Origin of the sequence: Antarctobacter sp., assembly GCF_965277915.1 — a bacterium.
Taxonomy (GTDB): Bacteria; Pseudomonadota; Alphaproteobacteria; order Rhodobacterales; family Rhodobacteraceae; genus Antarctobacter.
This window is the reverse complement of sequence record NZ_OZ255849.1, coordinates 759,968-780,549: the sequence shown is the minus strand read 5'-3', so window position 1 is coordinate 780,549 and position 20,582 is coordinate 759,968. Positions and strand designations below refer to the sequence as shown.

Below are 20,582 nucleotides of genomic sequence, written 5' to 3'. Positions count from 1 at the left end.
TCCTAGGCAAGCGCCACAGAGGCGGCGATCAGGACGATGGTGCTCAGCAAACCCCATTGCAGCATCTGGAAATGGGTGTTCTGGCCGCCCTCGTGGCCGAACCAGTAGCAGAAATAGTTCCCTACCACGAGGAAGCCGGCCCAGACAGAGCTGAACGCCCCCGCCCCGACCAGGCCAAGCGCAAGTGCCGTCTCGGCCGAAGCGATACCAAGCAGGGCCAGCAGGACGCTGACCGCCGCCCCCCAGAGCAGCACCATCGCCAAGAGTTCGAAGGCCACGATCACGCCGAACAGCCATTTCCGCAGACGGGCGTTGGTCAAGCGCCGATAGGCAACAAGCGCATAGGCCTCGGGATAGTCCTCGCGCATGCGCGCCATGTCCATCACCTCTGCCGTGTAGGTTTCGTTGAGGAAGGGATGGAACAGGTTTTCCAACGCCCCCACGGTCATCCATGCGGCCATGAAGACAAGATTGGCGCCGCACAGGGCAAGAATGACGGTATCGAGCATGTCGGTCGTTCGTATCCAGTGGTGATGCGGTCCGCCCCGAATGGGGCGGACCAGGGTGTCAGGCTCAGGCCTCCCAGTACATGTACTGCGGGTACATTTCCTGCGAGATATGGATCGCAGCGCCCTTCAGGTTGCTCTTGGAATGGTTCGCAAGACCCCGGAAATAGGGCTGAATGATCACGCCTTCATCGACCATGATCTGTTCGAGTTGCGCCATCAGGGCGCGGCGCGCCTCGACATCCGGGGTCGCCAGCGCCTGTTCGACAAGCGCGTCGAAAGCCTCGTTGGCAAAGCCGGTCTCGTTCCACGAGGTGCCGGACACATAGGCCAGCGCATAGGTCTGGATGCCCAGCGCCCTGTGGTTCCAGTTGGTGACAGAGAACGGGTACTTGGCCCAGTCGTTCCAGAAGCTCGACGAGGGGATCACGGTCCGCTTGATGTTGATGCCCGCGTCGCGCAATTGCGCAGCAATCGCATCCGCGGTCGCCTTCCAGAAGGCCGAGTCGAGAGAGATCAGCTCGTGCTCGAAATCCGCCATGCCCGCCTCTTCCAGCAGGGTCATCGCCTGCGCCGGATCGTGCACGGCCGGGCCGATGTCGGCGTAGTCCGGATGAACCTTCGACACATGGTGGTTTTCGCCCACCGCGCCCAGATCGTTGTAGGCCAGTTCCATCACCACGGCGTTGTCCACCGCCAGCGCCAGCGCCCGGCGGACGCGGACATCGGCATAGGGACGACTGCCGCCTGCCTCGGCAAGCTGATTGGTCCGCGCCAGAACCACGGCCCCGGTGGTCACGGTATGCTTGGTCCAGCCGTCCAGGGCATCGAAGGCCGGGATGAAATCGCCCTCTGTGTCATAGGTCACGTCGAATTCATCCGCATCGGCGGCCGCGAAATGCGACGCCGGATCGGTACCGAAATCGATCAGTTCCACCCGGTCCATGAAGGCACCGTTCCCGGCGTTCCACCAGGTGTGATCCTCGTTACGCACCAGGGCGGCAGCCTCGCCGACGGTGTAGAACTCTGGCAGGTAGGGACCGGTCCCAATCGGATTGTCGACCATCGTGAGCTCGTCAAAGCTCTCGTGGACGATGGCGGCGGGATAGTCGGACATGCCTGCGATCAGCGAGATATCCGGCTTGGGCAGGGAGATCGTCACCGTCAGGTCGTCGACGACCTTGACCGCGTCCGGCAAGATGGTGCCGGTTTCGGGATCGACGATCGTCGAGAAACGGATCGCCATCGAATTGCCCTCGACCCGGCTGTCGCACCAGCGTTCGATGTTGCGGGCCACGTCGGCGGCGGTAAAGGGATCGCCGTTGTTCCAAGTCACACCGGGACGGACATTGAGCGTATAAAGCGTCGCATCCTCATTGATTTCCCAGCTTTCCAGCAGCGCGGGCGTGAAGGTGCCGTCGGAATTGTACTGTACGAGGTATTCCAGCCAACCGCGGGTAAAGTTGGCGAGGCTGTTGAAGTCGAACTTGCGCGGATCACGCATGCCGACGATTTCCTGCTGGATGCGGACGGTGCCGCCCATCTGCGCATGGCTGGCCGCCTGCGCCGGGGCCGGCAGGCCCAGCATGGCATAGGCCGTGGCCGCCGAGGCACCAAAGGAACAGGCCGTGGCCAGGAACTCGCGGCGGCTGACGGCATCGTCGCCGGCACGCTCCGCAGACTTGGCCAGGAAATCCGGAAGCGGTTTGCCGCTTGGCGTTGTGAAGGTCATTTTCATTCCTCTCTGTTGGGTCGTGAGGGGGACCGCCCTGTCGGGAAGCAGCATGAGGACTGCGGGAAGGCGCGCGGCCGCAAAGGGCCCGGTCGGCCGCGCGTATTCGGGTCAGGCCGGGATGCGGATACGATCCAGCCCGTCTTCTTCGGTGACGGTGACGCAGATGCTGGACAGGGTCCGCGGCTCTTCGTAGGGCCATGGCGTGCCGCGATGCATCACGGCCCGCTGATCCCAGATCAGCACGTCCCCCACCTGCCAGTTGTGCGCATAGACAAAGGCGGGCTGGGTGCAGAAATCCGTCAACTCCTTGAGCAACGCCTCGCCCTCGGCCTCGTCGTAGCCGTCGACCTTGAAGGCGTGGCTGGCGATATAAAGCGCCTCTCGGCCATTGATCGGGTTTTCCCAGACCGCGTTCCAATGGGTGTCCGGCCATTTGTTGAACATCGGCAATTCGGCCAGTTCGGGCGAGATCTTGCGCCGCGAGTGGCTGTAGCGGTGCCAGATGCCCCGGCCCCTGATCCTGGCCTTCATCTCTTCGGGCATCATCGCCCAGGCCGCGCGGGTCGAGGCCAGTTCCGTCGCCCCGCCCGACGAGGGCACAACGCGCGCCGTGATGATATTGGTCAGCGCGGGCGTGGGCAGAAAGGTGCTGTCCGAATGCCACAGGAAGTTCGTCTTCAGGTTCAGCGTCTTGAGGTCCATCTCACCCGAGGTGGTGCCGTCTTCCTGGACGTTGGACACCTTCGGGATCTTGAACCCCTCGCCCGGCTTGCGCTCATCCGCCTCTCGATCCTCGATCGGACCGAACAGTTGCGCGAGGCGCAGGTGGGTTTCATCCGTCATCTCCTGCGCCCGGAACAGCAGCGCCGAGTGCTCCTCGAACAGGGCGCGGATCTGCGGGAACAGGTGGGTGGCCGTGACGGTGTTCAGGTCGATGCCCTGCACGTCCGCACCGAAATGCGATGTCAGCGGTTTGGTCTGGATGGTCATAGGTTCAGTCCTTGGCCTTTGCTTCGATGTCGTCTGCGGAGAGATGGCGCACCATCTCCCAGGCCCGTGACTTGCCGGGGTTCAGCAGTCCCTTGGGGTCCATGCGCTTTTTCCACGCCAGGTGCCGGTAATCGGCGTTCTTAAGACCGCCGCCCTCGACGTGGTAGGTATGGGCGTCGGCCACGGAAAACCCGTGCGCGCGATAGGTGTCGTCGATCTCGCGCAGGCGGGTCTCGTCGGTGAACCAGATGATCGGCAGATCGAACGCGACGATCCTGCCGTCCACCCGGGCGAATTCATGGTGCTGCCAAAGGTCGTCGCCCACCTCCTTGCCAAGCCGCGCCACGGCTTCGGCATCCGACGGATCGCCGACCCCGTATTGCTGGTAGGTGGCGGACCGGTCAGCCTTGAGCACCTGCAACGTGGTGTGGTTGTAGGCGAATTCGAACACATGCGGGATGCCCTTGGCCTTGCGTTCGGCATCGTCGAGGGCGAGGTCCACCGTCCCGCCCTGCGCCGCGATCAGGGCGCGATAGGCCTCCATGTCCTCGCGCGGGACCAGCGCCACCAAAAGGTGCCGCCCCTTGGGCAGATGCCCTTCGAGCCGGGGGAAGTAATCGACGATCCGCGCCTCGACGGCAGAGCACAGCTTGCGCCCGATCGTCTCGCTTTGCGCAAGCGCGTAGCCCGCCGCGTAGCAGTCGCGATAGCTGTCAAAGGTGGCCATGCAGCCGATCCAGTCACGGGTTGGCACCGTGCGCAGCGTGACCTCGGTGATTGCACCGTTCAGGCCCCAGGCGTGGTGCAGTTGCAGCGCCTCTTCGGCGTCGAACACCCGCTCCTGCGGCGCCTCCTCGACCGAGAGCGCCTTGAGGCTGATGATATTGCCCTTTTCACGCAACGCGCCGTTGGCGATGGACCCGATCCCGGCGCTGCCCCCGGCGACAAAACCGCCGATGGTGGCGATGTCCTGCGTCGAGGGGAACATCGCCATCTCCCAGCCCTGCGGGATCAGAGCGGCGTTGATATCGGCCATCAGGGCGCCTGCCTCGACACGGACAAAGCCCTCGCCGATTTCAAGGACACGGTTCATCGCCGTGGTCTCGATGATCAGCCCGCCTTTCAGCGGCACGGCCTGTCCGTAGTTGCCGGTGCCGCCGCCGCGCAGCACGACGGGCAAGTCGTGCGCGTAGGCCACGGCAAGGCAATGCGCCAGTTCCTCGCGGGTTGCGGGCCGGGCCACCAGATCCCCGAAACTCTTCTTCAGCTGGGCATTCAGGATCGGCGAGTACCAGAAGAAATCGCGCGAGCGTTTCTTGATCAGCACCGGTTCCTCGATCACCTCGACAGGGGCGAGTTCGGTGGCAATGGCATGCCAGTCGGTCTGTTTTTCTGTCATCACAGGGCTCCCAAGGCGTCGGACAGGCTGCGCGGCATCACGCCGCCCAACAGGTCCGAGCTGTCGGTTGCGTCGAAGACAAGCAGATCCCCGATGGCAGCCCCGTCGACGGTTCGGGGTTCCAGTCCCAGCGCGCGCTGCGCGTTGGTGGTGATCAGCGGCAGGTGGTCGCCCAGCGGCGGATCGAGATGTGCCGCCAGCACGCTCAGGCCCAGCACATGAACCGGATCGTGCCGCCCGATGGGGCAGAAGGCATCGCGCACGTTGTCGGCACCGACCGTCACGGTGACGCCGGCGGCCCGCAATTCATGCAGCCGGGTGACACCGCGCCGGTCGGGCGTACCCCCGGTGCGGCCTTGCAGGTACAGGTTGGTCTGCGGCAGCATGGCAACGGCAATGCCGGCCTTTGCCAGCTTGTCCGCGATCCGGGTCACATCCGCGCCGGACAGGTTCGCCAGCGAACAGGCATGGCCGCAGAGCACCGGCCCCTGAAACCGTGTCAGCAGCGCGGCATCGGCAATGCGTTCCAGCCCGTCGAGCCCCTCTGCCAGGCCTTCGTCAACGTGGAAGTCCAGGGCCAGCCCCAGGCGGTCGGCCTCGCGGAACATGTTGACCAGCCCGGCATCCCGTTCGGGTTGGTCAAAGACGAAAGCCCCCAGCACGCCCACCTGGTGAGAGAGGCCCTGCGCGCAATGTCGGGCGTAGTCCGGATCGGCCATGCGCTCGATCCCCGTCAAGGCCGAACGCTGCACGGTCAAAGCACTGTCCGCAGCCAGTTCGCCGAGGATATCCCATGCCAGCGGGACGGCCCGGGGATCGGCAGCCTCTCCCCAATCCACATGCGTCCGGACCACGCTGCATCCGGCCCGTTCCAGCTCCTGCAGTCCCCGTGTGGCGCGGGTGCGAAGATCATCCGCTGTCCAGTTGACTTTGTCGGCCTTCTGCGCGGCAATGGCCGTGGCGAGGTCCCCACCGACGCCCTGCATCCGGCCGATGCTGTGGCACTTGTCCAAATGCACATGCGGCTCTGTCAGGCGGGGCAGGACCATGCGTCCGGGAGCGTTTTCAGAGGCGGTCAGGCCGGTCGCGCGCCCGTCGCGGATGACCAGGTCTCCGACCATGCAATCCGCCACCACCGTGCCGCCGAACGCCGCCGGGTCGGCCAGCAAGGACCGCGGCACCAGCACGCCGGGAAGGTGTCCATCCATTCGTTCCACCCGCGTCATGGCCGCGCCCTCCGGTGGTCGAACCGGGCAAATTCGGCAAGAAAGGCCGCAAACCCACGGCCCGCACTGTCAAGCAGGGCGGCGCCCTTGTCGGCGGTCGCGGCGGCGGCGTTGCCGCAGGCGCCGTGCGGGTTCAGATCCTGCGCCAGCCAGCCGGGACTTGCAGGCTTGCCCCCCAATCCGATCTGCGGAAAGGCGCTGTCCCAATCCATCATCGCCGGGCGGAAATTTTTTGCCTTGGTCATGTCCACACGCTCAGGCCGCAGGGCCAGCATCGCCGAGGTTTCACTGTCACCGGCATGGATGTCATGCGCATAACTGTCGGGGTCGAACTTGCCCCGCCACTCGGCGAAGCCGCCCCAGGAACAGCACACAACGACAAGGTCGTGCTGCAATCGCAGATCGCGCGCAGCCACCTGCAAAAGCGCGCTGTTGCCACCATGCCCGTTGAACAGAACCAGCCGCGTGACCCCGGCGCGTGCCACCGAGGCGCCGATCTCTCGCAACACGGTCAGGAGCGTCTCTGCCGAGAGCGTCAAGGTCCCGGGAAACGCGATATGCTCGTCGCTCTTGGTGATTGTCAGAGCCGGCAACACCAGAACCGACTGCTCGGGCGTCAGGGCCGCCAACATCCGCTCCGCCACTGCGCCGATCAGATCGCTGTCCACCGAGAGCGGCAGGTGCGGCCCGTGCTGCTCTGTCGCGCCCAAGGGCAGAACCGCGACCGTGTCCTGCGGCAGATCCGGGAAGGCCGCCGAAGGGAGATCCGCCCAATAGCCCTGAACGCTCATGCCGGTCGCCCGATGAAACGGTCGAGAAATCCCTCGAACCAGACGCCCTGTGCCGCGTCGTGTTGGGCCAGCAGGCGGTCCTGTTCGGTACGCTCCTGCACGCCCGGGCGGCCATAAACGCCGGCCTTTTGCACCTGCCATCGACGAAAACCCGGCTCGGTCACTTCGGGATGGAACTGCAGGCCATAGACCGTCTCATCCATCCGAAAGGCCTGGTTGGCGTAGTTGTCATTCGCGGCCAGGCGCACGGCCCCCGCAGGCAAATCGAAGGTGTGGAAATGCGCCTGGCAGACCGTCAGCGGCCGGTCGAGAAAATCGCCCGCTGTCTCTGTCGGGGTGATCTCGTAATACCCGAACTCGAAGATCTCGTGCTTACGCGGACCGGCCCAGGCGCCGTGGTGATGCGCAATCATCTGGGCGCCCTGGCAGATGCCCAGAACCTTGATCCCGGCCTTCAGGCAGGCATCGATCCAGCGGTATTCTTCCAGCAGGAAAGGATGACGGTCGGTTTCGTAGGCATTGTAGAGCCCGCCATAGATGATGGTCGCGGCAAGATCGTCGCCCGGCACGCCAAGCGGTTCGCCGCGAAACGGGCGACGGGTTTCGACCCTGTAGCCGGCAGTCTCCAGCCAGGCGGTTGCGCGATCGTCAAGGGGCTCATCCCCGTGGCGCACGGAAAGCACACGCTGTCCCATATCATTCCCCTCGAAAGGAACTGGTTGCGTGGCCCTGTGGAAGATCCGTGCCAGAGATGTGTCTAAAGGCTTCCAGAACTGCACGTAACTGGCAAGGCTTTTGTTTGATCACCAAAAGTGAAATGTTTTCAGATAGTTGACTCAACACCCGCATAATCTGGCCATGACCGCCCAATCAAAAGGCGCGATGTTTCTCCGGGCGATCAGCCGCTGATCCGCCTGCAAGAGCGCCACATGCCTGCAATGATTCGAGGTGCCGCGGGACCGATTGCCCGCGGTCCCCTGCCCCATCCGGATCCCGCGGCTACGCCATCGAAATCCGCAAAGTGACCCGCGTGCCCCTGTCCGAAGGGGAGAACCGTACCTCGCCCCCGTGCAGGCGCGCGACCTCATCCGCTATGGAAAGCCCCAGACCGCTGCCGGCGCCGGGATCGACCTGGCCAAAACGGCTCAGGGCGGTAGGCACCTGTTCCGCCGGCACGCCCCTGCCATCGTCCGCCACAATGAAATCCAGCATGTCCCGCGTCTTTTCCAAGGTGACCGAAATCCGGCTCAGAGCGGGGCCGCCGTGCTGCAACGCGTTGTCGATCAGGTTTCCCAGGGCCTCTGCCAGGAGCAACTGATCGCCCCGGATGGAGATGCGGCCGCTGTCCAGCCCGGTCGAAAAGGAGAAGTCGATGTCCCGCTCGAGCGCGAAGGGGGCAAGATCGGCGCAGACCTCCTGCGCCATCGCAACCGGATCAAACGAGGTTTCCGGCAGGCTGTAGCCGTGGCGCAAGCGTTCCATCGACAGCAGTTGTTCCGCAAGGCGGGCGGACTTACGCGCGGCTGTGATCAGTGCGCGTTCGCGGCGGCGACGTTCCGCCGGATCGGTCGCGCCCGGCAGGGTTTCGGCCAGCGACAGAATGGCAGAGGCCGGGTTGCGCAACTGGTGCGCGGCATCCGAAATGAAGGCCTGGTGTGACTGGATGCTTCGATCGACCTGGGCGAACAGGCGGTTGAGGGTCGAAACGATGCCCTTCACCTCTTTGGGGACGGGCCGCTGGATGAGGCCGAGATCGTCCGGCGTGCGCCGTTCGATCGCCTCCTGCAGGTCATTCAGTGGACGTAGGCCCCATTGCACCCCGAACCAGACCACCACGGCCAATGTCGCCATCAGCGCGCCGATCAGTGCGGACGCGCGCCAGGCCAGCGCCGCGGCGAAATCGTTGCGCTCGCTGATGCGCTGCCAGACCGTGACCACGGTCTGTCCGGTCAGGTTTTCGATGGTTGTGGTTTCCGACATGCGCAGCACACGCACGCGTTCGCCCCGGTAGGTGGCGACGCGGTATTCGGGTTCGCTGGGCACCGCCGTCGCGCCCCATGCCGGCGGATAGGCGTATCCGGTCACGTAAATGCCGCCCGGTCCGGTGACATGGTAAAAGACCTCGCCGCCGCCGGCATCGGAGATCAGCGAACGGGTTCGCGGCGACAGGGCATCGCCCTCGGAACTGGCCACATCGCGCGAAATGGCGAGTGCCGCGGCCAAGAGCCCGCGGTCGAACAGTGTCTCGGCGGTGGATTGCGCGACGGAAAAACGCCACAGGCCCAGGAACATCGCCACCAGCAGGAGCGGCGCGAGGATCAGAACGAAGAGGCGCAGGCGCAGTGAGGGCGCGGTTGCCATCACTGCTCGACATCCAGCATGTAGCCGAGGCCGCGCGCCGTCTTGATCCGGATATCATAGGCTTCAAGCCGGCGACGCAGGCGTGAGACGTGCGGCTCGACCGCGCTGTCATCCACATCCGCACCGGTGCCGTACACATGCGATATGAGCTGTGCCTTGGATACGATGCGCCCGCGCCGATCAAGCAGGCATTCAAGCACCGCCACCTCGCGGCGGGGCAGATCGAGCGTCGTTTCACCATCCAGCAGTTGCCGGCTGTCCCGGTCGAAGACCAGCGGCCCCAGCACGTTCCGCGCCGCAAAGTTCAGATCCTTGCGCCGGGCGAGCGCGCGCAGCCGGGCCTCCAGCTCGTCCATCTCGAACGGTTTGACCAGATAGTCGTCGGCGCCCGCGTCCAGCCCCTGCACCCGGTCCTGCGTGTCGGACCGCGCGGTCAGCAGGATCACAGGCACTCCGTCGCCCCGGGCCCGCAGGCCGCGCAGCACCGCCAATCCGTCCTGGCCCGGAAGATTGACGTCGAGCACCACCAGGTCGGCGCCTTCATGAGCAAGGAAGTCCGCTGCCTCGACCCCGTCTTGCAGAACGTCGACCGAGTGACCGCGATCCCGAAGCCGGTACGCGATTCCTTCCGCCAGTTCGGTGTTGTCTTCGATCACGGCGATCCGCATGGGCTAAAAAATTCTCTCTTTGCGCAAGTTTCGTGCAAGGTTGGGACAGCAATGTGTCCACTGTTGGAGGAGGGACTCGGATCCCTGAAAACAGAATCACATGTATCGGCGGGCAAGAGCCTGACCGATCTTATAGGTCTACGGGAGGATACCAATGACCATCAAGCACCTCGCAGCATCCGTTGCGGCATCCGCCATCATCGCATCCCCGGCCTTCGCCGAGGTCGACTTTTCCGGTGAAACCATCGAGTGGGTGATCCCGTTCTCGGAAACCGGCGGTTCGGCCAAGTGGGCCAACTTCTTCGCGCCGCTGCTGTCGGAAGAACTGCCCGGCAACCCCACCGTCGTGGTCAAGTTCATGCCCGGCGCCGGCTCGACCAAGGGCGCCAACTGGTTCCAGGAGCAGGAACACGAGGACGGCACGCTGCTGTTCGGCACCTCCGGCTCGACCCAGTTCCCCTACCTGCTGGACGACCCGCGCGTGCGTTATGAATACAGCGACTGGAACCCGGTCATGGCGTCCGGCACCGGCGGCGTCGCCTACCTGAACCCGGAGGACGGCGAGAAGTTCGACGGTTCGGCCAACAACCTCAAGGACATCGATTTCATCTACGGGTCGCAGGGCGCCACCCGTCTTGACCTCGTGCCCCTGCTGGCATGGCAGATGCTGGGCATGAACGTGGAACCGGTCTTTGGCATCAAGGGTCGCGGCGACGGCCGCCTGATGTTCGAGCGTGGCGAGGCGACGATCGACTATCAGACCTCTTCGGGCTATCTTGGCGCGTCGGCCGACCTGGTCGAACAGGGCAAGGCCGTTCCGATGATGACTTGGGGCGCGTTGAACGAGGACGGCGAGATCGTTCGCGATCCCACCTTCCCGGACATTCCGACCTTCAAGGAAGTCTGCGAGGCGACCGAGGGCTGCGAAACCTCGGGCGAGGCATGGGACGCATGGAAAGCCTTCTTCATTGCCGGTTTCCCGGTTCAGAAGATCGCCTTCCTGCCGCAGGGCACGCCGCAGGAGGTGATCGACACCTATACCGCGGCCTTCGATGCCGTGCGCAATCGGGATGACTTCCCCCAGATCGCGGCCAAACGCGTGGGCAAGTACGACGTCTTCGTCGGCGAAGGCGCCAAGAAAGCGACGCAGGCCGGCACTACCGTGTCGCCGGACGCCAAGGCCTTCGTGACCAACTGGCTGCAGGAAGCCTACGGCGTCTCTCTGAACTAAGCACCAGACCAGAAGCGCGGCCCCGGAAATTGCCGGGGCCGCCTTTGTTTCCGACGATACCTGACAAGGAGGTGGCGCGATGGACGTGTTCGCGACTGCCCTGCCGGCACTGTCCGATGCATGGGCCCTGATTCTGCAACCGGTCGTTTTGGGCTACCTCGTCCTCGGGGTCGTCATGGGTCTGGCCGTTGGCGTCTTCCCGGGCCTTGGCGGAATCGCCGGGCTGTCCCTGCTGCTGCCCTTCATGTTCGGCATGGATCCGATCATGGGCCTCGCGCTGATGGTGGGCATGGTGGCAGTGGTGCCGACCTCGGACACCTTTGCCTCTGTCCTGATGGGTATTCCCGGATCATCCGCCAGCCAGGCGACCGTTCTTGACGGCTTTCCGATGGCGAAACGCGGACAGGCCGCGCGCGCACTGGCCGCCGCCTTTACCTCGTCGCTGTTCGGCGGCCTTGTCGGGGCCGCCTTCCTGACCATGTTCATCGTGATTGCCCGCCCGCTGGTGCTGGCCTTCGGCCTGCCGGAAATGCTGATGATCTCGGTCCTCGGTCTCAGCATGGTCGCGGTGCTTGCAGGGCGCGTGGCGCTGAAAGGGGTTGCGGCAGCCGGGCTGGGCATGCTGGTCGGCACCATCGGCGAGGCCGATGCCGGCGGGTCGCTGCGCATGGCCACTTACGACATCCCCTACCTGATGGACGGTCTCAAGCTGGTCATCGTGGGCCTTGGCATCTTTGCGGTGCCGGAAATCGTCAGCCTGCTGCGGCAGGATCGCTCCATTGCCAAGGATGCCAAGCTTGGCGCCGGATGGGGCGCCGGCGTGCGGGACTGGTTTGCCAACAAGTGGCTGTCCGTCCGCTGTTCGCTGATCGGCGTGGTCGTCGGCGTCATTCCCGGTCTCGGCGGTTCTGTCGTCGACTGGATCGCCTACGGCCATTCGGTGCAGACCACCAAGGACAAGTCGAACTTCGGCAAGGGCGAAGTCCGCGGCGTGATCGGGCCGGAAAGCTCGAACAACGCCAAGGAAGGCGGCGGGCTGGTTCCCACCCTGCTCTTCGGCATCCCCGGTTCGGGCTCGATGGCGATCTTCATCGGTGCCATTGCCCTGCTGGGATCGGGCGACATCGAGGTCGGGCCGAACATGCTGCGCGACAATCTCGACATCACCTATTCCATCGTCTGGCTGCTGGCACTGGCCAACGTGGTTGGCACCCTGCTGTGCATCGCCGCATCCGGCGGCATCGCCAAGCTGACGACGATCCGCTTTACCTACCTGGCGCCGTTCCTGTTCATGCTGATCAGCTTTGCCGCCTTCCAGTCGGGCCAGAACTTCGAGGACATCCTCGCCCTGTTCGTGATCGGCCTGATCGGCATCTTCCTGCGCCGTTTCGACTGGTCGCGCCCGGCCTTCCTGATCGGTTTCGTGCTGTCCAACCCGGTCGAGAAATTCTCCAACCAGGCGTTCCAGATCGCGTCGTTCCGGTTCCGCAAGTCCTTTGAAGAGGGCATGGACTACATCTTCTCGCCGATCGTGATCGTCCTGCTGATCATCACCATCGTGTCGGTCGTGCTGGGCATTCGCCAGGCCAAGAGCATCATGGCCGAAGGCGACGTGAAGTCCGGATCCAAACGTGCTCCGCTGGTGTTCCTGCTGGTCATCATGGCCTATGTCGTGGCCGCGCTGATCAACGCGAACATGATCCCCGACTACAACATGACGGACAAGATCGTGCCCCTCGTGGTGGGCGGCATCACGCTGGCAGCGCTGCTGATCCTGCTGGCCCAGATGCTCATGCGGCCCGAGACCGACGCGGTCTTTGCCGACAAGGAAGTCGCGGGCGAGGATGCGGATGCGCCTTATGGTCTCTGGGGCACGCTGACATGGTTCGCCGGTCTGATCGCCGCCACCTATGTCCTGGGCTTCATTCTTGCCCTGCTGGGCTTCCTGATCGCGTTCCTGCGCGTTCGTGCGCAGGCGCCCTGGCCCAAGACGCTGATCCTGACCGCCGCGGGCATCGCGCTGATGTGCGTCATGGCCGGTGCCCTGAACCGGGACTTCCCGCCGGGTCTGCTGCAGGATGTCGTCGATCTGCCCTGGCCGCTGAAGTGATGACACTCGACCTGCTTTGCCTGCCCGGCGACGGGATCGGGCCGGAGATCACGGCGGCCACCCTCGCCGTGCTCCGTGCCGCGGAACCGCTGCTGTCGCGCCGCCTGAAAGTCGAGGAGGCGCAGATCGGCTTCGCCTCGCTGGAGGCCGCAGGCACGACCATTCCTGACGAGGTGATTGACCGCGCGCGATCGGCAGACGGGGTCATCCTCGGGCCGGTTTCGCACAACGCCTATCCGCCTGTGACGGAAGGCGGGCGGAATCCCTCGGGCGTGCTGCGCGTCGCGCTGGAACTCTACGCCAATATCCGCCCGGCACGGACATACCCGGGGCTGGAGGCCCCATCGCGGCGCCCCTTCGACCTCGTCGTGGCGCGCGAGAACCTCGAAGGGTTCTACGCGGACCGCAACATGCACGCTGGCGGGGGCGAATTCATGCCCGTGCCCGGCGTGGCGCTGGCCATGCGGAAAATCACCGAAGAGGGCTCTCGCCGGATCGCCGAACGCGCTTTTGCCCTGGCCCGCGAAAGGACCGGCCGCGTCACCGCGATCCACAAAGCCAACGTGATGCGGGTGTCCGACGGGCTGTTCCTGCGGGTCTGCCGCGAGGTCGCGGACGCGCATCCCGACGTCACCTACGACGAGGTGCTTGTGGATGCGGCGGCGGCGCACCTGGTGCGCCATCCCGACCGGTTCGACGTGCTGCTTTGCACGAACATGTTCGGCGACATCCTGTCGGACCTTGCCTCTGAACTGTCCGGCGGTCTTGGGCTTGCGGGCTCACTGAACGCCGGCGAGACACACGCGGTGGCACAGGCGCAGCACGGTTCGGCCCCCGACATCGCCGGGCAGGACCGGGCCAACCCGACCTCGCTGATCCTGTCTGCCGCCATGCTACTGCGCCATCGCGGTGAAGCGCGGGCCGCCGATACGATCGAATCCGCCGTGACCACGGCACTGACGAGGCCGGAAACCCGCACCGGCGATCTGGCCGGCACGCTGGGCACAGCCGCCTACACAGACATGCTTTGCAACCTGATCCGGGAGACGTCATGACACAGACCGGCATTCCCTTTCATTTCCTGCGCGGAGGCACCTCGCGCGGGCCCTACTTCCGGCGAGACGACCTGCCGGAAGATCGCGAGACCCTGGCCGAAGTGCTGATCGCAGCGGTCGGTTCGGGCCATCCCCTGAACATCGACGGCATCGGCGGCGGGGCTGCGGTGACGACCAAGGTCGCCATGCTGTCGGCCTCCGATGACGATTGGGCGGACGTTGACTATTTCTTCGCCCAGGTCTCCGTCGAGGATCGGCTTGTGGATTTCAAACCCACCTGCGGCAACATCCTTTCGGGCGTCGGACCCGCCGCCATCGAGATGGGCCTGATCCAGCCACAGGGTGACGAGACAGAGATCAAGATCCGCGCGGTCAATACAGGCGCCCGCGTTCTGGCGCGGGTGCAGACGCCGGGCGGAACGCTGACCTACGAAGGCGACGCCGCCATCGCGGGCGTGCCGGGCTCCGCCGCCCCCATCGCGTTGAATTTCATGGGCGTGGTCGGCTCATCGACCGGGGCCTTTCTGCCGACCGGCAGCTTGCGGGACGAGATCGACGGGATCGAGGTCACCTGCATGGACGTGGCCATGCCCATCGTCATTGCCCGCGCCGAGGATTTCGGCCTGACAGGCTATGAAAGCGCGGCCGACCTAGACGCCAACACGGACTTTTTCGCCCGGTTCGAGGCGATCCGCGTCGAGGCCGGCAAACGCATGGGCATGGGGGACGTCACCAAATCCGTCACGCCAAAGTTCGGCATCCTTGCACCGGCCCGCGACGGCGGCACGATCGCCACGCGCTACTTCATGCCCTGGAACACGCACCCCAGCATGGCGGTCACCGGTTCCCAGTGCCTCGCCTCCTGCGCTCTGACGCCGGGGACCGTGGCCGACGGGTTGCTGGAGCGTCCCGCCGACCGACCGGCGAATGTCGTGCTGGAACATCCGTCAGGCACCATCGAAGTGCTGGTGGATTACGACGACACCGACGGGTTCGAACTGAAATCCGCGGGCCTGCTGCGGACGGCGCGCAAACTGGCCGATGGCCAAGTCTACGTGCCATCACGAATCTGGAAAGGCTGAACCGATGGCGATCATGAACCTGCTCGTCGCCTTCAACGGCACCGAGTCCTCCGAGGCCGCGCTGCGGTACGCCGCGTCTCTGGCCCGCGATCGCAAGGCGCATGTGACCGCGATGCTGGCGCATTCGACGCATGACACGCTGGATACGACCTCGCGCTGGATCCCGCGTGAGGCGCGGGCGCTGCTGGCCGAGGCCAAGACCGGGCTGCTGACAGAGATCGAGGCGCGACTGGACGTGCTGCGCGCGGACTTGCATCTGGGCGACGCGCTGAGTTTTCGGGCAGTGCCCGGCCGGGTCGATAGCCTGCTGTCGGAAACCGGACGCGCGTTCGACATGATCATCGCGGGCCGCCCGATGCGCGACGACGATGAGCATATCCGCCTGCATCCCGACAAGATCGCGCTGCTGTCCGGACGGCCGGTGATCGTCGTGCCCGAAGGCTACGATGCAGAGGCCCGCCACAGTCATACGGCGCTGGCCTGGGACGGCGGGCGCGCGGCGGCACGGGCGCTCTCCGACAGCCTTCGCCTGCTGGAAGCTCAGGGAAAGGTCTCCGTCCTGACCGTGGGCCAGGTGCCCGGCATGGAGGATCTGCTGACTCACCTGTCCCGCCACGACGTTACTGCCATTCACGAGGAATGGCCCGACGGACACCCGGTGGCCGACCGCGTTCTGGGCTATTGCCGACGGCACGACCCGTCGCTCCTGGTGATGGGTGCCTACGAACATTCCAAGTTCCGCGAGGATCTTGTGGGCGGCGTCACCGCCTCGGTCCTGCGGGAAACCACCATTCCCGTTCTACTCTCTCACTGAAAGGGCGAAACCATGCACGAGTACAACCAGCTTCGCGTCGCCGAAAAATCGCTCGAAGAGCTTCGCGCCACACTTTGCAGCAAGATCGAGCGTCAGGACGGCGACATGCGCACCCTGACCGACCTGCACCAGCGCGTTTCCAAGGCGCTGCGGGCACTCTCTGCGCAAGGCTGAGCGAATGCGTGTCCACATTCTCGACGACTGGTTCGACACGTTGCGCGGGCTGCCCTGTTTCGATCTGCTGTCAGATCACGACGTGACAGTCTGGACCGATCACGCCGAGGGGGCAGAGCTGGCCGAACGGTTGGCCGAGGCCGAGGCGCTGGTTCTTTTCCGGGAACGGACCCGCGTGGATGGCGCATTGCTGGAACGTCTGCCGGGGCTGCAACTGATTTCTCAACGGGGGGTCTATCCGCATGTGGATGTGCCCGCCTGCACAGAACATGGCGTGACCTTCTGTTCCAAGACCGGCGGCGACGGCGCAAACCACGCGGCGGCCGAACTGACAATCGGGTTGATGCTGTGCGCCATGCGGCAGATCCCGCAGCAGATGGCATCGACCAAGGCCGGAACCTGGCAAATCGGCGTCGGCAAGACGCTGCGCGGTCGGCGGCTGGGCCTCTACGGCTATGGCAAGATCGGGCGCGCGGTGGCCGATCTGGCCCGCGCCTTCGGGATGAATGTGGTCTGGTGGGCTTCCGAGGAGGGCCGCGCCCGAGCCATGGCGGACGGCGAGACCGTCGCCGCAAGCCGCGAGGCGTTTTTCGCAGGCAGCGACGTGGTCTCGGTGCATGTCCGGCTCAAGCCAGAAACCCGCGGGATGATCACGCGAGAGGACCTGTCCGGAATGCGCCCCGGATCGGTCTTCGTGAACACCTCGCGCGCCGGCCTGGTCGAAGAGGGTGCGCTGCTGGACGCGCTGGGATCGGGCATCATCGGCGCGGTCGATGTCTTCGACACGGAACCGATGCGTGACCCGGCCGATCCCCTGCTCTCGCATCCGAACCTGATCTGCACGCCGCATATCGGATTCGTCACCGAGGACGAATTCGACAAGCAGTTCGCCGACATCTTTACGCAGATCAATGCCTTTGCCTCGGGCACCCCGATCAACGTGATCAACCCCGAGACGCTCTCCCGGAACACCTGAGCCGCTCCATCGCTGGCGTCGTGACGATGATCCGACCCATGCGAGACAGACGGGGGATGACGACGTCGCCCCCGTCCATACCCGTCGCGAAGGCCGGATAGGCCGGGCCCTGCTGGCCCGGCCCCGCTGCCACGTTCGTTTTGCGCGCCCAACACACAGCCTCGACACTCCCGGCCCGGATATCGGCATGGTCGCTCATCTAGCCCGCTGACTTGACACGCCATGTATCCCTTTGTATCCACTTGGATACAACACTGTTCGGGGGCTTGTATGGCACGAGACGAGGAAAACGCACCGCAGGGCAACGCCGCCTACTCCCGTCTGCTCGACGCATTGCGCGAGGGCCGGCTGAACCCCGGTGATCGCCTGCGAGAAACGGAACTGGCAGAGCGCCTTGGCGTGTCCCGCACGCCCGTGCGCGAGGCGATCCGGCAACTGGAGGCGGATGGCATCGTCGTGCACGTTCCCCGGCAAGGCGCCAGCATCCGCACGCTGGATTATGCCGAGGTCATGGACCTCTACGAGATGCGGGCGGTGCTGGAAGGAACCGCGGCGCGGCTTGCGGCGCGGGCGGCCTCGGACATCGAGATCGAGGAACTCTTCGACATGAACCAAGCCTTGGCAGACACCGGCAACACGCCCGAGGCCTTTGCGCTGAACCGCCAGTTCCATGCCGCCATTCTCGATGCTGCCAAGAACCGCTTTCTCACCCGCTCGATCACATCGCTGCAAAAGGCGCTCATGATCCTTGGACCCACGACCCTGACCGAACCTGACCGCGCCATGAAGGCGGTCGAGGAACATTTCGGCGTGCTGGACGCCATCAAGGCACGCGACGGCGCCCTCGCCGAGGCCGCGATGCGCGCTCATATCGAGGCCGCGCAGCGCGTTCGCGTGCGCGCCCTGCGGGCCCGCCCTCTCTATGACGGAGACATGCTTTGACTGAACCGATCGACATCGCCGTTATCGGCGGCGGCAATGCCGCGCTGTGCGCCGCGATCACCGCCGCCGAGGCGGGGGCGCGTGTCCTGATCCTTGAAACGGCCCCGAAACCCTATCGCGGTGGCAATTCGCGCCACACCCGCAACTTTCGCTGCATGCATCACGGCCCTCTCGGACCGTTGATCGACAGCTATTCAGAGGAGGAATACCTCGCCGACCTGATGAAGGTCACGGACGGCAAGACGGACGAGGGGCTGGCGCGCCTGGCCATCCGCAGTTCCGAGGAATGCCTGCCGTGGATGGAGGCGCATGGCGTGCGGTTTCAGCCCTCTCTGTCCGGTACGCTGTCGCTGGCACGCACCAACGCGTTCTTCCTTGGCGGCGGCAAGAGTCTGGTCAACGCCTATTACCGCACCGCCGAGGCGCTTGGCGTGCGCGTGCTCTACGAGGCCGCCGTCACGCACCTGGAACTGGAGGACGACCGGATCGCGTTTCTCGACTACACGCATGACGGTCAGACGCACCGGATCTCGCCCAAGTCCGTGGTCGTGGCCTCGGGCGGGTTCCAGGCCGACACCGACTGGCTGGCCCGGGCCTGGGGACCGGCGGCAAAGAACTTTCTGATCCGCGGCACGCCCTACAATCGCGGCGTGGTGCTGGCCGACCTGTTGGACCAGGGTGTCGCGCAGGTGGGGGACCCGACGCAGTGCCACGCCGTCGCCATCGACGGCCGCGCGCCCAAGTTCGACGGCGGCATCGTGACCCGGTTGGACTGCGTCCCCTTCTCCATCGTGGTCAACAAGAACGCGCAGCGTTTCTACGACGAGGGCGAGGACGTCTGGCCCAAGCGCTACGCCATCTGGGGCCGGCTGGTGGCAGCGCAGCCGGACCAGGTCGGCTATGTCATCATCGACGCGAAATCGCTGAAACTATTCATGCCGTCGGTTTTCCCGCCGATCGAGGCCGACACGCTGGAAGACCTGGCCGACAAGATGGGGCTGCCGCCTGACGAACTGCGGCGCACGGTCGACGAATTCAACAACGCCTGTGGCGACACCTCGGCGTTTCACCCGACCGAACTGGACGGCGTGGCGACCAAGGGCCTGAACCCGCCCAAGACCAACTGGGCCCGCCCGATCACGGAACCGCCCTTCTACGGCTACAGCCTGCGCACCGGCGTGACCTTCACCTATCTCGGGCTCAAGGTCGACGAGCGCGCGCAGTGCTCTGTCGGCAACCGCCCGGTATCGAACCTCTGGGCCGCGGGAGAGACCATGGCCGGCTCGATCCTCGGCCAAGGCTATCTCGCCGGGTTCGGCATGACCATCGGAACCGTTTTCGGACGCATCGCAGGCAAGGAGGCCGCCGCCCATGCAAATGCAACCTGACCTGATCCAGGAAGCCCGGCGCCAGGCCGAGATCTGCAACGCCTGCCGCTACTGTGAAGGCTACTGTTCCGTTTTCCCCGCACTGCACCGCGAACGCGCCCTTGCCGACGGAGACATCACGCAATTGGCCAACCTGTGCCACAACTGCCGGGGATGCTATTACGCCTGCCAGTACACGGCCCCGCATGAATTCGACCTGAACCTGCCGAAGGCACTGGCCGAAGTCCGGCAAGACAGCTGGAAAGCCCATGCCTGGCCCCGCCCCTTTGCCGAACTCTTCGAACGGTCGGGCGTCGCCATGGCGGCCTGTCTGACGCTGGCCTTTGCGCTGCTCTTTGCATTGGCGCAATGGATGCGCCCCGAAGGCGGCGAGGGATTCTATACGTTCATGTCCCACTCCCTGATGGTCGCGATCTTCGCCCCGGCCTTCTCGTTGCCGCTGTTGACCCTTGTCGTCTCGCTGCGCGGCTATTGGCAGAGCACGGGTGCGCAAGCGGTGCGGCTCTCCGACCTTGGCGACGCCTTGCGCTCTGCAGGCCGGATGCGCAACCTTGAAGGCGGGCACGGCGACGGCTGCAACTTCGAGGACGAGGACCGGTTCAGCCATGCCCGGCGCCATGCGCACCAGGCGGTTCTTTACGGTTTCCTGTTGTGTTTCGCGTCGACCAGCAGCGCGACCGTCATGCACTACGTCTTTGGCCTCGAGGCTCCCTATGGCTTCTACAGCCTTCCGAAACTTCTGGGGGTGCCCGGCGGTCTGCTTCTGACCTTGGGATGCGGACTGCTTGCCTGGCTCAAGACCCGGGCGGATCGCGATCTGGGCGCACCAAGGTATTGGGGCGGAGAGATGGCCTTTGTCCTGCTGCTCGGCGCGGTGGGCGCGACGGGGCTGGCCCTATACGCGGCAACCGGCACGGCGGCGGTCCCCGCACTGCTGGCTTTGCACCTTGGACTGGTGCTTACTTTCTTCCTGCTGACACCATACTCCAAGATGGCGCATGGCTTTTATCGACTTGCGGCCCTGACCATCGAAGCGGCGAAAGTCCGGAAAACAGGCGCGTGATATGGAAGGTGGCCCAGCGATGGGCCACCCTCACCAGCACCGGCGACGGGGCGATATCGCACCAGACGCCG

19 protein-coding genes are annotated in these 20,582 nt (G+C 65.0%); 10 read left to right on the top strand and 9 right to left on the bottom strand.

Annotation, left to right across the window (positions count from 1 at the left end):
• Nucleotides 1-2 precede the first annotated feature (2 nt).
• From ACQY5B_RS04710 to ACQY5B_RS04670, 9 genes are all read right to left on the bottom strand, one after another.
• Nucleotides 3-509, bottom strand: coding sequence for a DUF2165 family protein (locus ACQY5B_RS04710; protein WP_420326165.1), 507 nt, complete (start codon nucleotides 507-509; stop codon nucleotides 3-5).
• 64 nt (nucleotides 510-573) lie between these two features.
• A complete protein-coding gene (locus ACQY5B_RS04705) occupies nucleotides 574-2,238 on the bottom strand; it encodes an ABC transporter substrate-binding protein (RefSeq protein ID WP_420326166.1) in 1,665 nt (554 codons plus the stop codon).
• 111 nt (nucleotides 2,239-2,349) lie between these two features.
• Nucleotides 2,350-3,231: a TauD/TfdA dioxygenase family protein gene (locus tag ACQY5B_RS04700; protein ID WP_420326167.1), complete on the bottom strand. Its 882-nt coding sequence runs from the start codon at nucleotides 3,229-3,231 to the stop codon at nucleotides 2,350-2,352.
• A 4-nt stretch (nucleotides 3,232-3,235) separates the two neighbouring features.
• Complete coding sequence (locus ACQY5B_RS04695) at nucleotides 3,236-4,630, bottom strand: FAD-binding oxidoreductase (protein ID WP_420326168.1); 1,395 nt, start codon at nucleotides 4,628-4,630, stop codon at nucleotides 3,236-3,238.
• Entirely contained in the window at nucleotides 4,630-5,838 is a 1,209-nt protein-coding gene (locus ACQY5B_RS04690) for an amidohydrolase family protein (protein ID WP_420326169.1), read from the bottom strand. Before ACQY5B_RS04690 ends, ACQY5B_RS04695 begins: the two co-directional genes overlap by 1 nt.
• 14 nt (nucleotides 5,839-5,852) lie before the next feature.
• The gene (locus tag ACQY5B_RS04685; RefSeq protein WP_420326170.1) at nucleotides 5,853-6,647 is read right to left on the bottom strand and encodes a creatininase family protein; all 795 of its coding nucleotides are present in this window, start codon (nucleotides 6,645-6,647) and stop codon (nucleotides 5,853-5,855) included.
• Complete coding sequence (locus ACQY5B_RS04680) at nucleotides 6,644-7,342, bottom strand: glutamine amidotransferase-related protein (RefSeq protein WP_420326172.1); 699 nt, start codon at nucleotides 7,340-7,342, stop codon at nucleotides 6,644-6,646. The genes ACQY5B_RS04685 and ACQY5B_RS04680 overlap by 4 nt, the downstream gene beginning before the upstream one ends.
• Before the next feature lie 304 nt (nucleotides 7,343-7,646).
• Nucleotides 7,647-9,008, bottom strand: a complete 1,362-nt coding sequence (locus ACQY5B_RS04675) for a sensor histidine kinase (protein WP_420326173.1) — start codon at nucleotides 9,006-9,008, stop codon at nucleotides 7,647-7,649.
• Nucleotides 9,008-9,676 carry a response regulator transcription factor gene (locus ACQY5B_RS04670; RefSeq protein WP_305972107.1) on the bottom strand — a complete coding sequence of 223 codons (669 nt, stop codon included), beginning with the start codon at nucleotides 9,674-9,676 and terminating at the stop codon, nucleotides 9,008-9,010. The genes ACQY5B_RS04675 and ACQY5B_RS04670 overlap by 1 nt, the downstream gene beginning before the upstream one ends.
• 154 nt (nucleotides 9,677-9,830) lie before the next feature.
• Between ACQY5B_RS04670 and ACQY5B_RS04665 the strand changes: the two genes are divergently transcribed.
• The 10 genes from ACQY5B_RS04665 (at nucleotide 9,831) to tcuB (ending at nucleotide 20,511) form a co-directional block, all read left to right on the top strand.
• Complete coding sequence (locus ACQY5B_RS04665; RefSeq protein ID WP_420326174.1) at nucleotides 9,831-10,907, top strand: tricarboxylate transporter; 1,077 nt, start codon at nucleotides 9,831-9,833, stop codon at nucleotides 10,905-10,907.
• A gap of 79 nt (nucleotides 10,908-10,986) precedes the next feature.
• Complete coding sequence (locus ACQY5B_RS04660; protein ID WP_420326175.1) at nucleotides 10,987-13,017, top strand: tripartite tricarboxylate transporter permease; 2,031 nt, start codon at nucleotides 10,987-10,989, stop codon at nucleotides 13,015-13,017.
• A complete protein-coding gene (locus ACQY5B_RS04655; RefSeq protein ID WP_420326176.1) occupies nucleotides 13,017-14,072 on the top strand; it encodes an isocitrate/isopropylmalate dehydrogenase family protein in 1,056 nt (351 codons plus the stop codon). Before ACQY5B_RS04660 ends, ACQY5B_RS04655 begins: the two co-directional genes overlap by 1 nt.
• Nucleotides 14,069-15,154, top strand: a complete 1,086-nt coding sequence (locus tag ACQY5B_RS04650) for a 4-oxalomesaconate tautomerase (RefSeq protein ID WP_420326177.1) — start codon at nucleotides 14,069-14,071, stop codon at nucleotides 15,152-15,154. Before ACQY5B_RS04655 ends, ACQY5B_RS04650 begins: the two co-directional genes overlap by 4 nt.
• 13 nt (nucleotides 15,155-15,167) lie before the next feature.
• Entirely contained in the window at nucleotides 15,168-15,968 is an 801-nt protein-coding gene (locus ACQY5B_RS04645; RefSeq protein WP_421917702.1) for a universal stress protein, read from the top strand.
• 12 nt (nucleotides 15,969-15,980) lie between these two features.
• A complete protein-coding gene (locus ACQY5B_RS04640) occupies nucleotides 15,981-16,142 on the top strand; it encodes a hypothetical protein (protein WP_305972113.1) in 162 nt (53 codons plus the stop codon).
• Between the two features lie 4 nt (nucleotides 16,143-16,146).
• Nucleotides 16,147-17,118: a D-2-hydroxyacid dehydrogenase family protein gene (locus ACQY5B_RS04635; RefSeq protein ID WP_305972114.1), complete on the top strand. Its 972-nt coding sequence runs from the start codon at nucleotides 16,147-16,149 to the stop codon at nucleotides 17,116-17,118.
• Nucleotides 17,119-17,388: 270 nt separating this feature from the next.
• Nucleotides 17,389-18,060 carry a GntR family transcriptional regulator gene (locus tag ACQY5B_RS04630; RefSeq protein WP_420326179.1) on the top strand — a complete coding sequence of 224 codons (672 nt, stop codon included), beginning with the start codon at nucleotides 17,389-17,391 and terminating at the stop codon, nucleotides 18,058-18,060.
• A complete protein-coding gene (gene tcuA, locus ACQY5B_RS04625; protein WP_420326180.1) occupies nucleotides 18,057-19,448 on the top strand; it encodes an FAD-dependent tricarballylate dehydrogenase TcuA in 1,392 nt (463 codons plus the stop codon). The genes ACQY5B_RS04630 and tcuA overlap by 4 nt, the downstream gene beginning before the upstream one ends.
• On the top strand, nucleotides 19,432-20,511 hold the full coding sequence (gene tcuB, locus ACQY5B_RS04620) for a tricarballylate utilization 4Fe-4S protein TcuB (protein WP_420326181.1): 1,080 nt from the start codon (nucleotides 19,432-19,434) through the stop codon (nucleotides 20,509-20,511). Before tcuA ends, tcuB begins: the two co-directional genes overlap by 17 nt.
• Nucleotides 20,512-20,582: the final 71 nt, after the last annotated feature.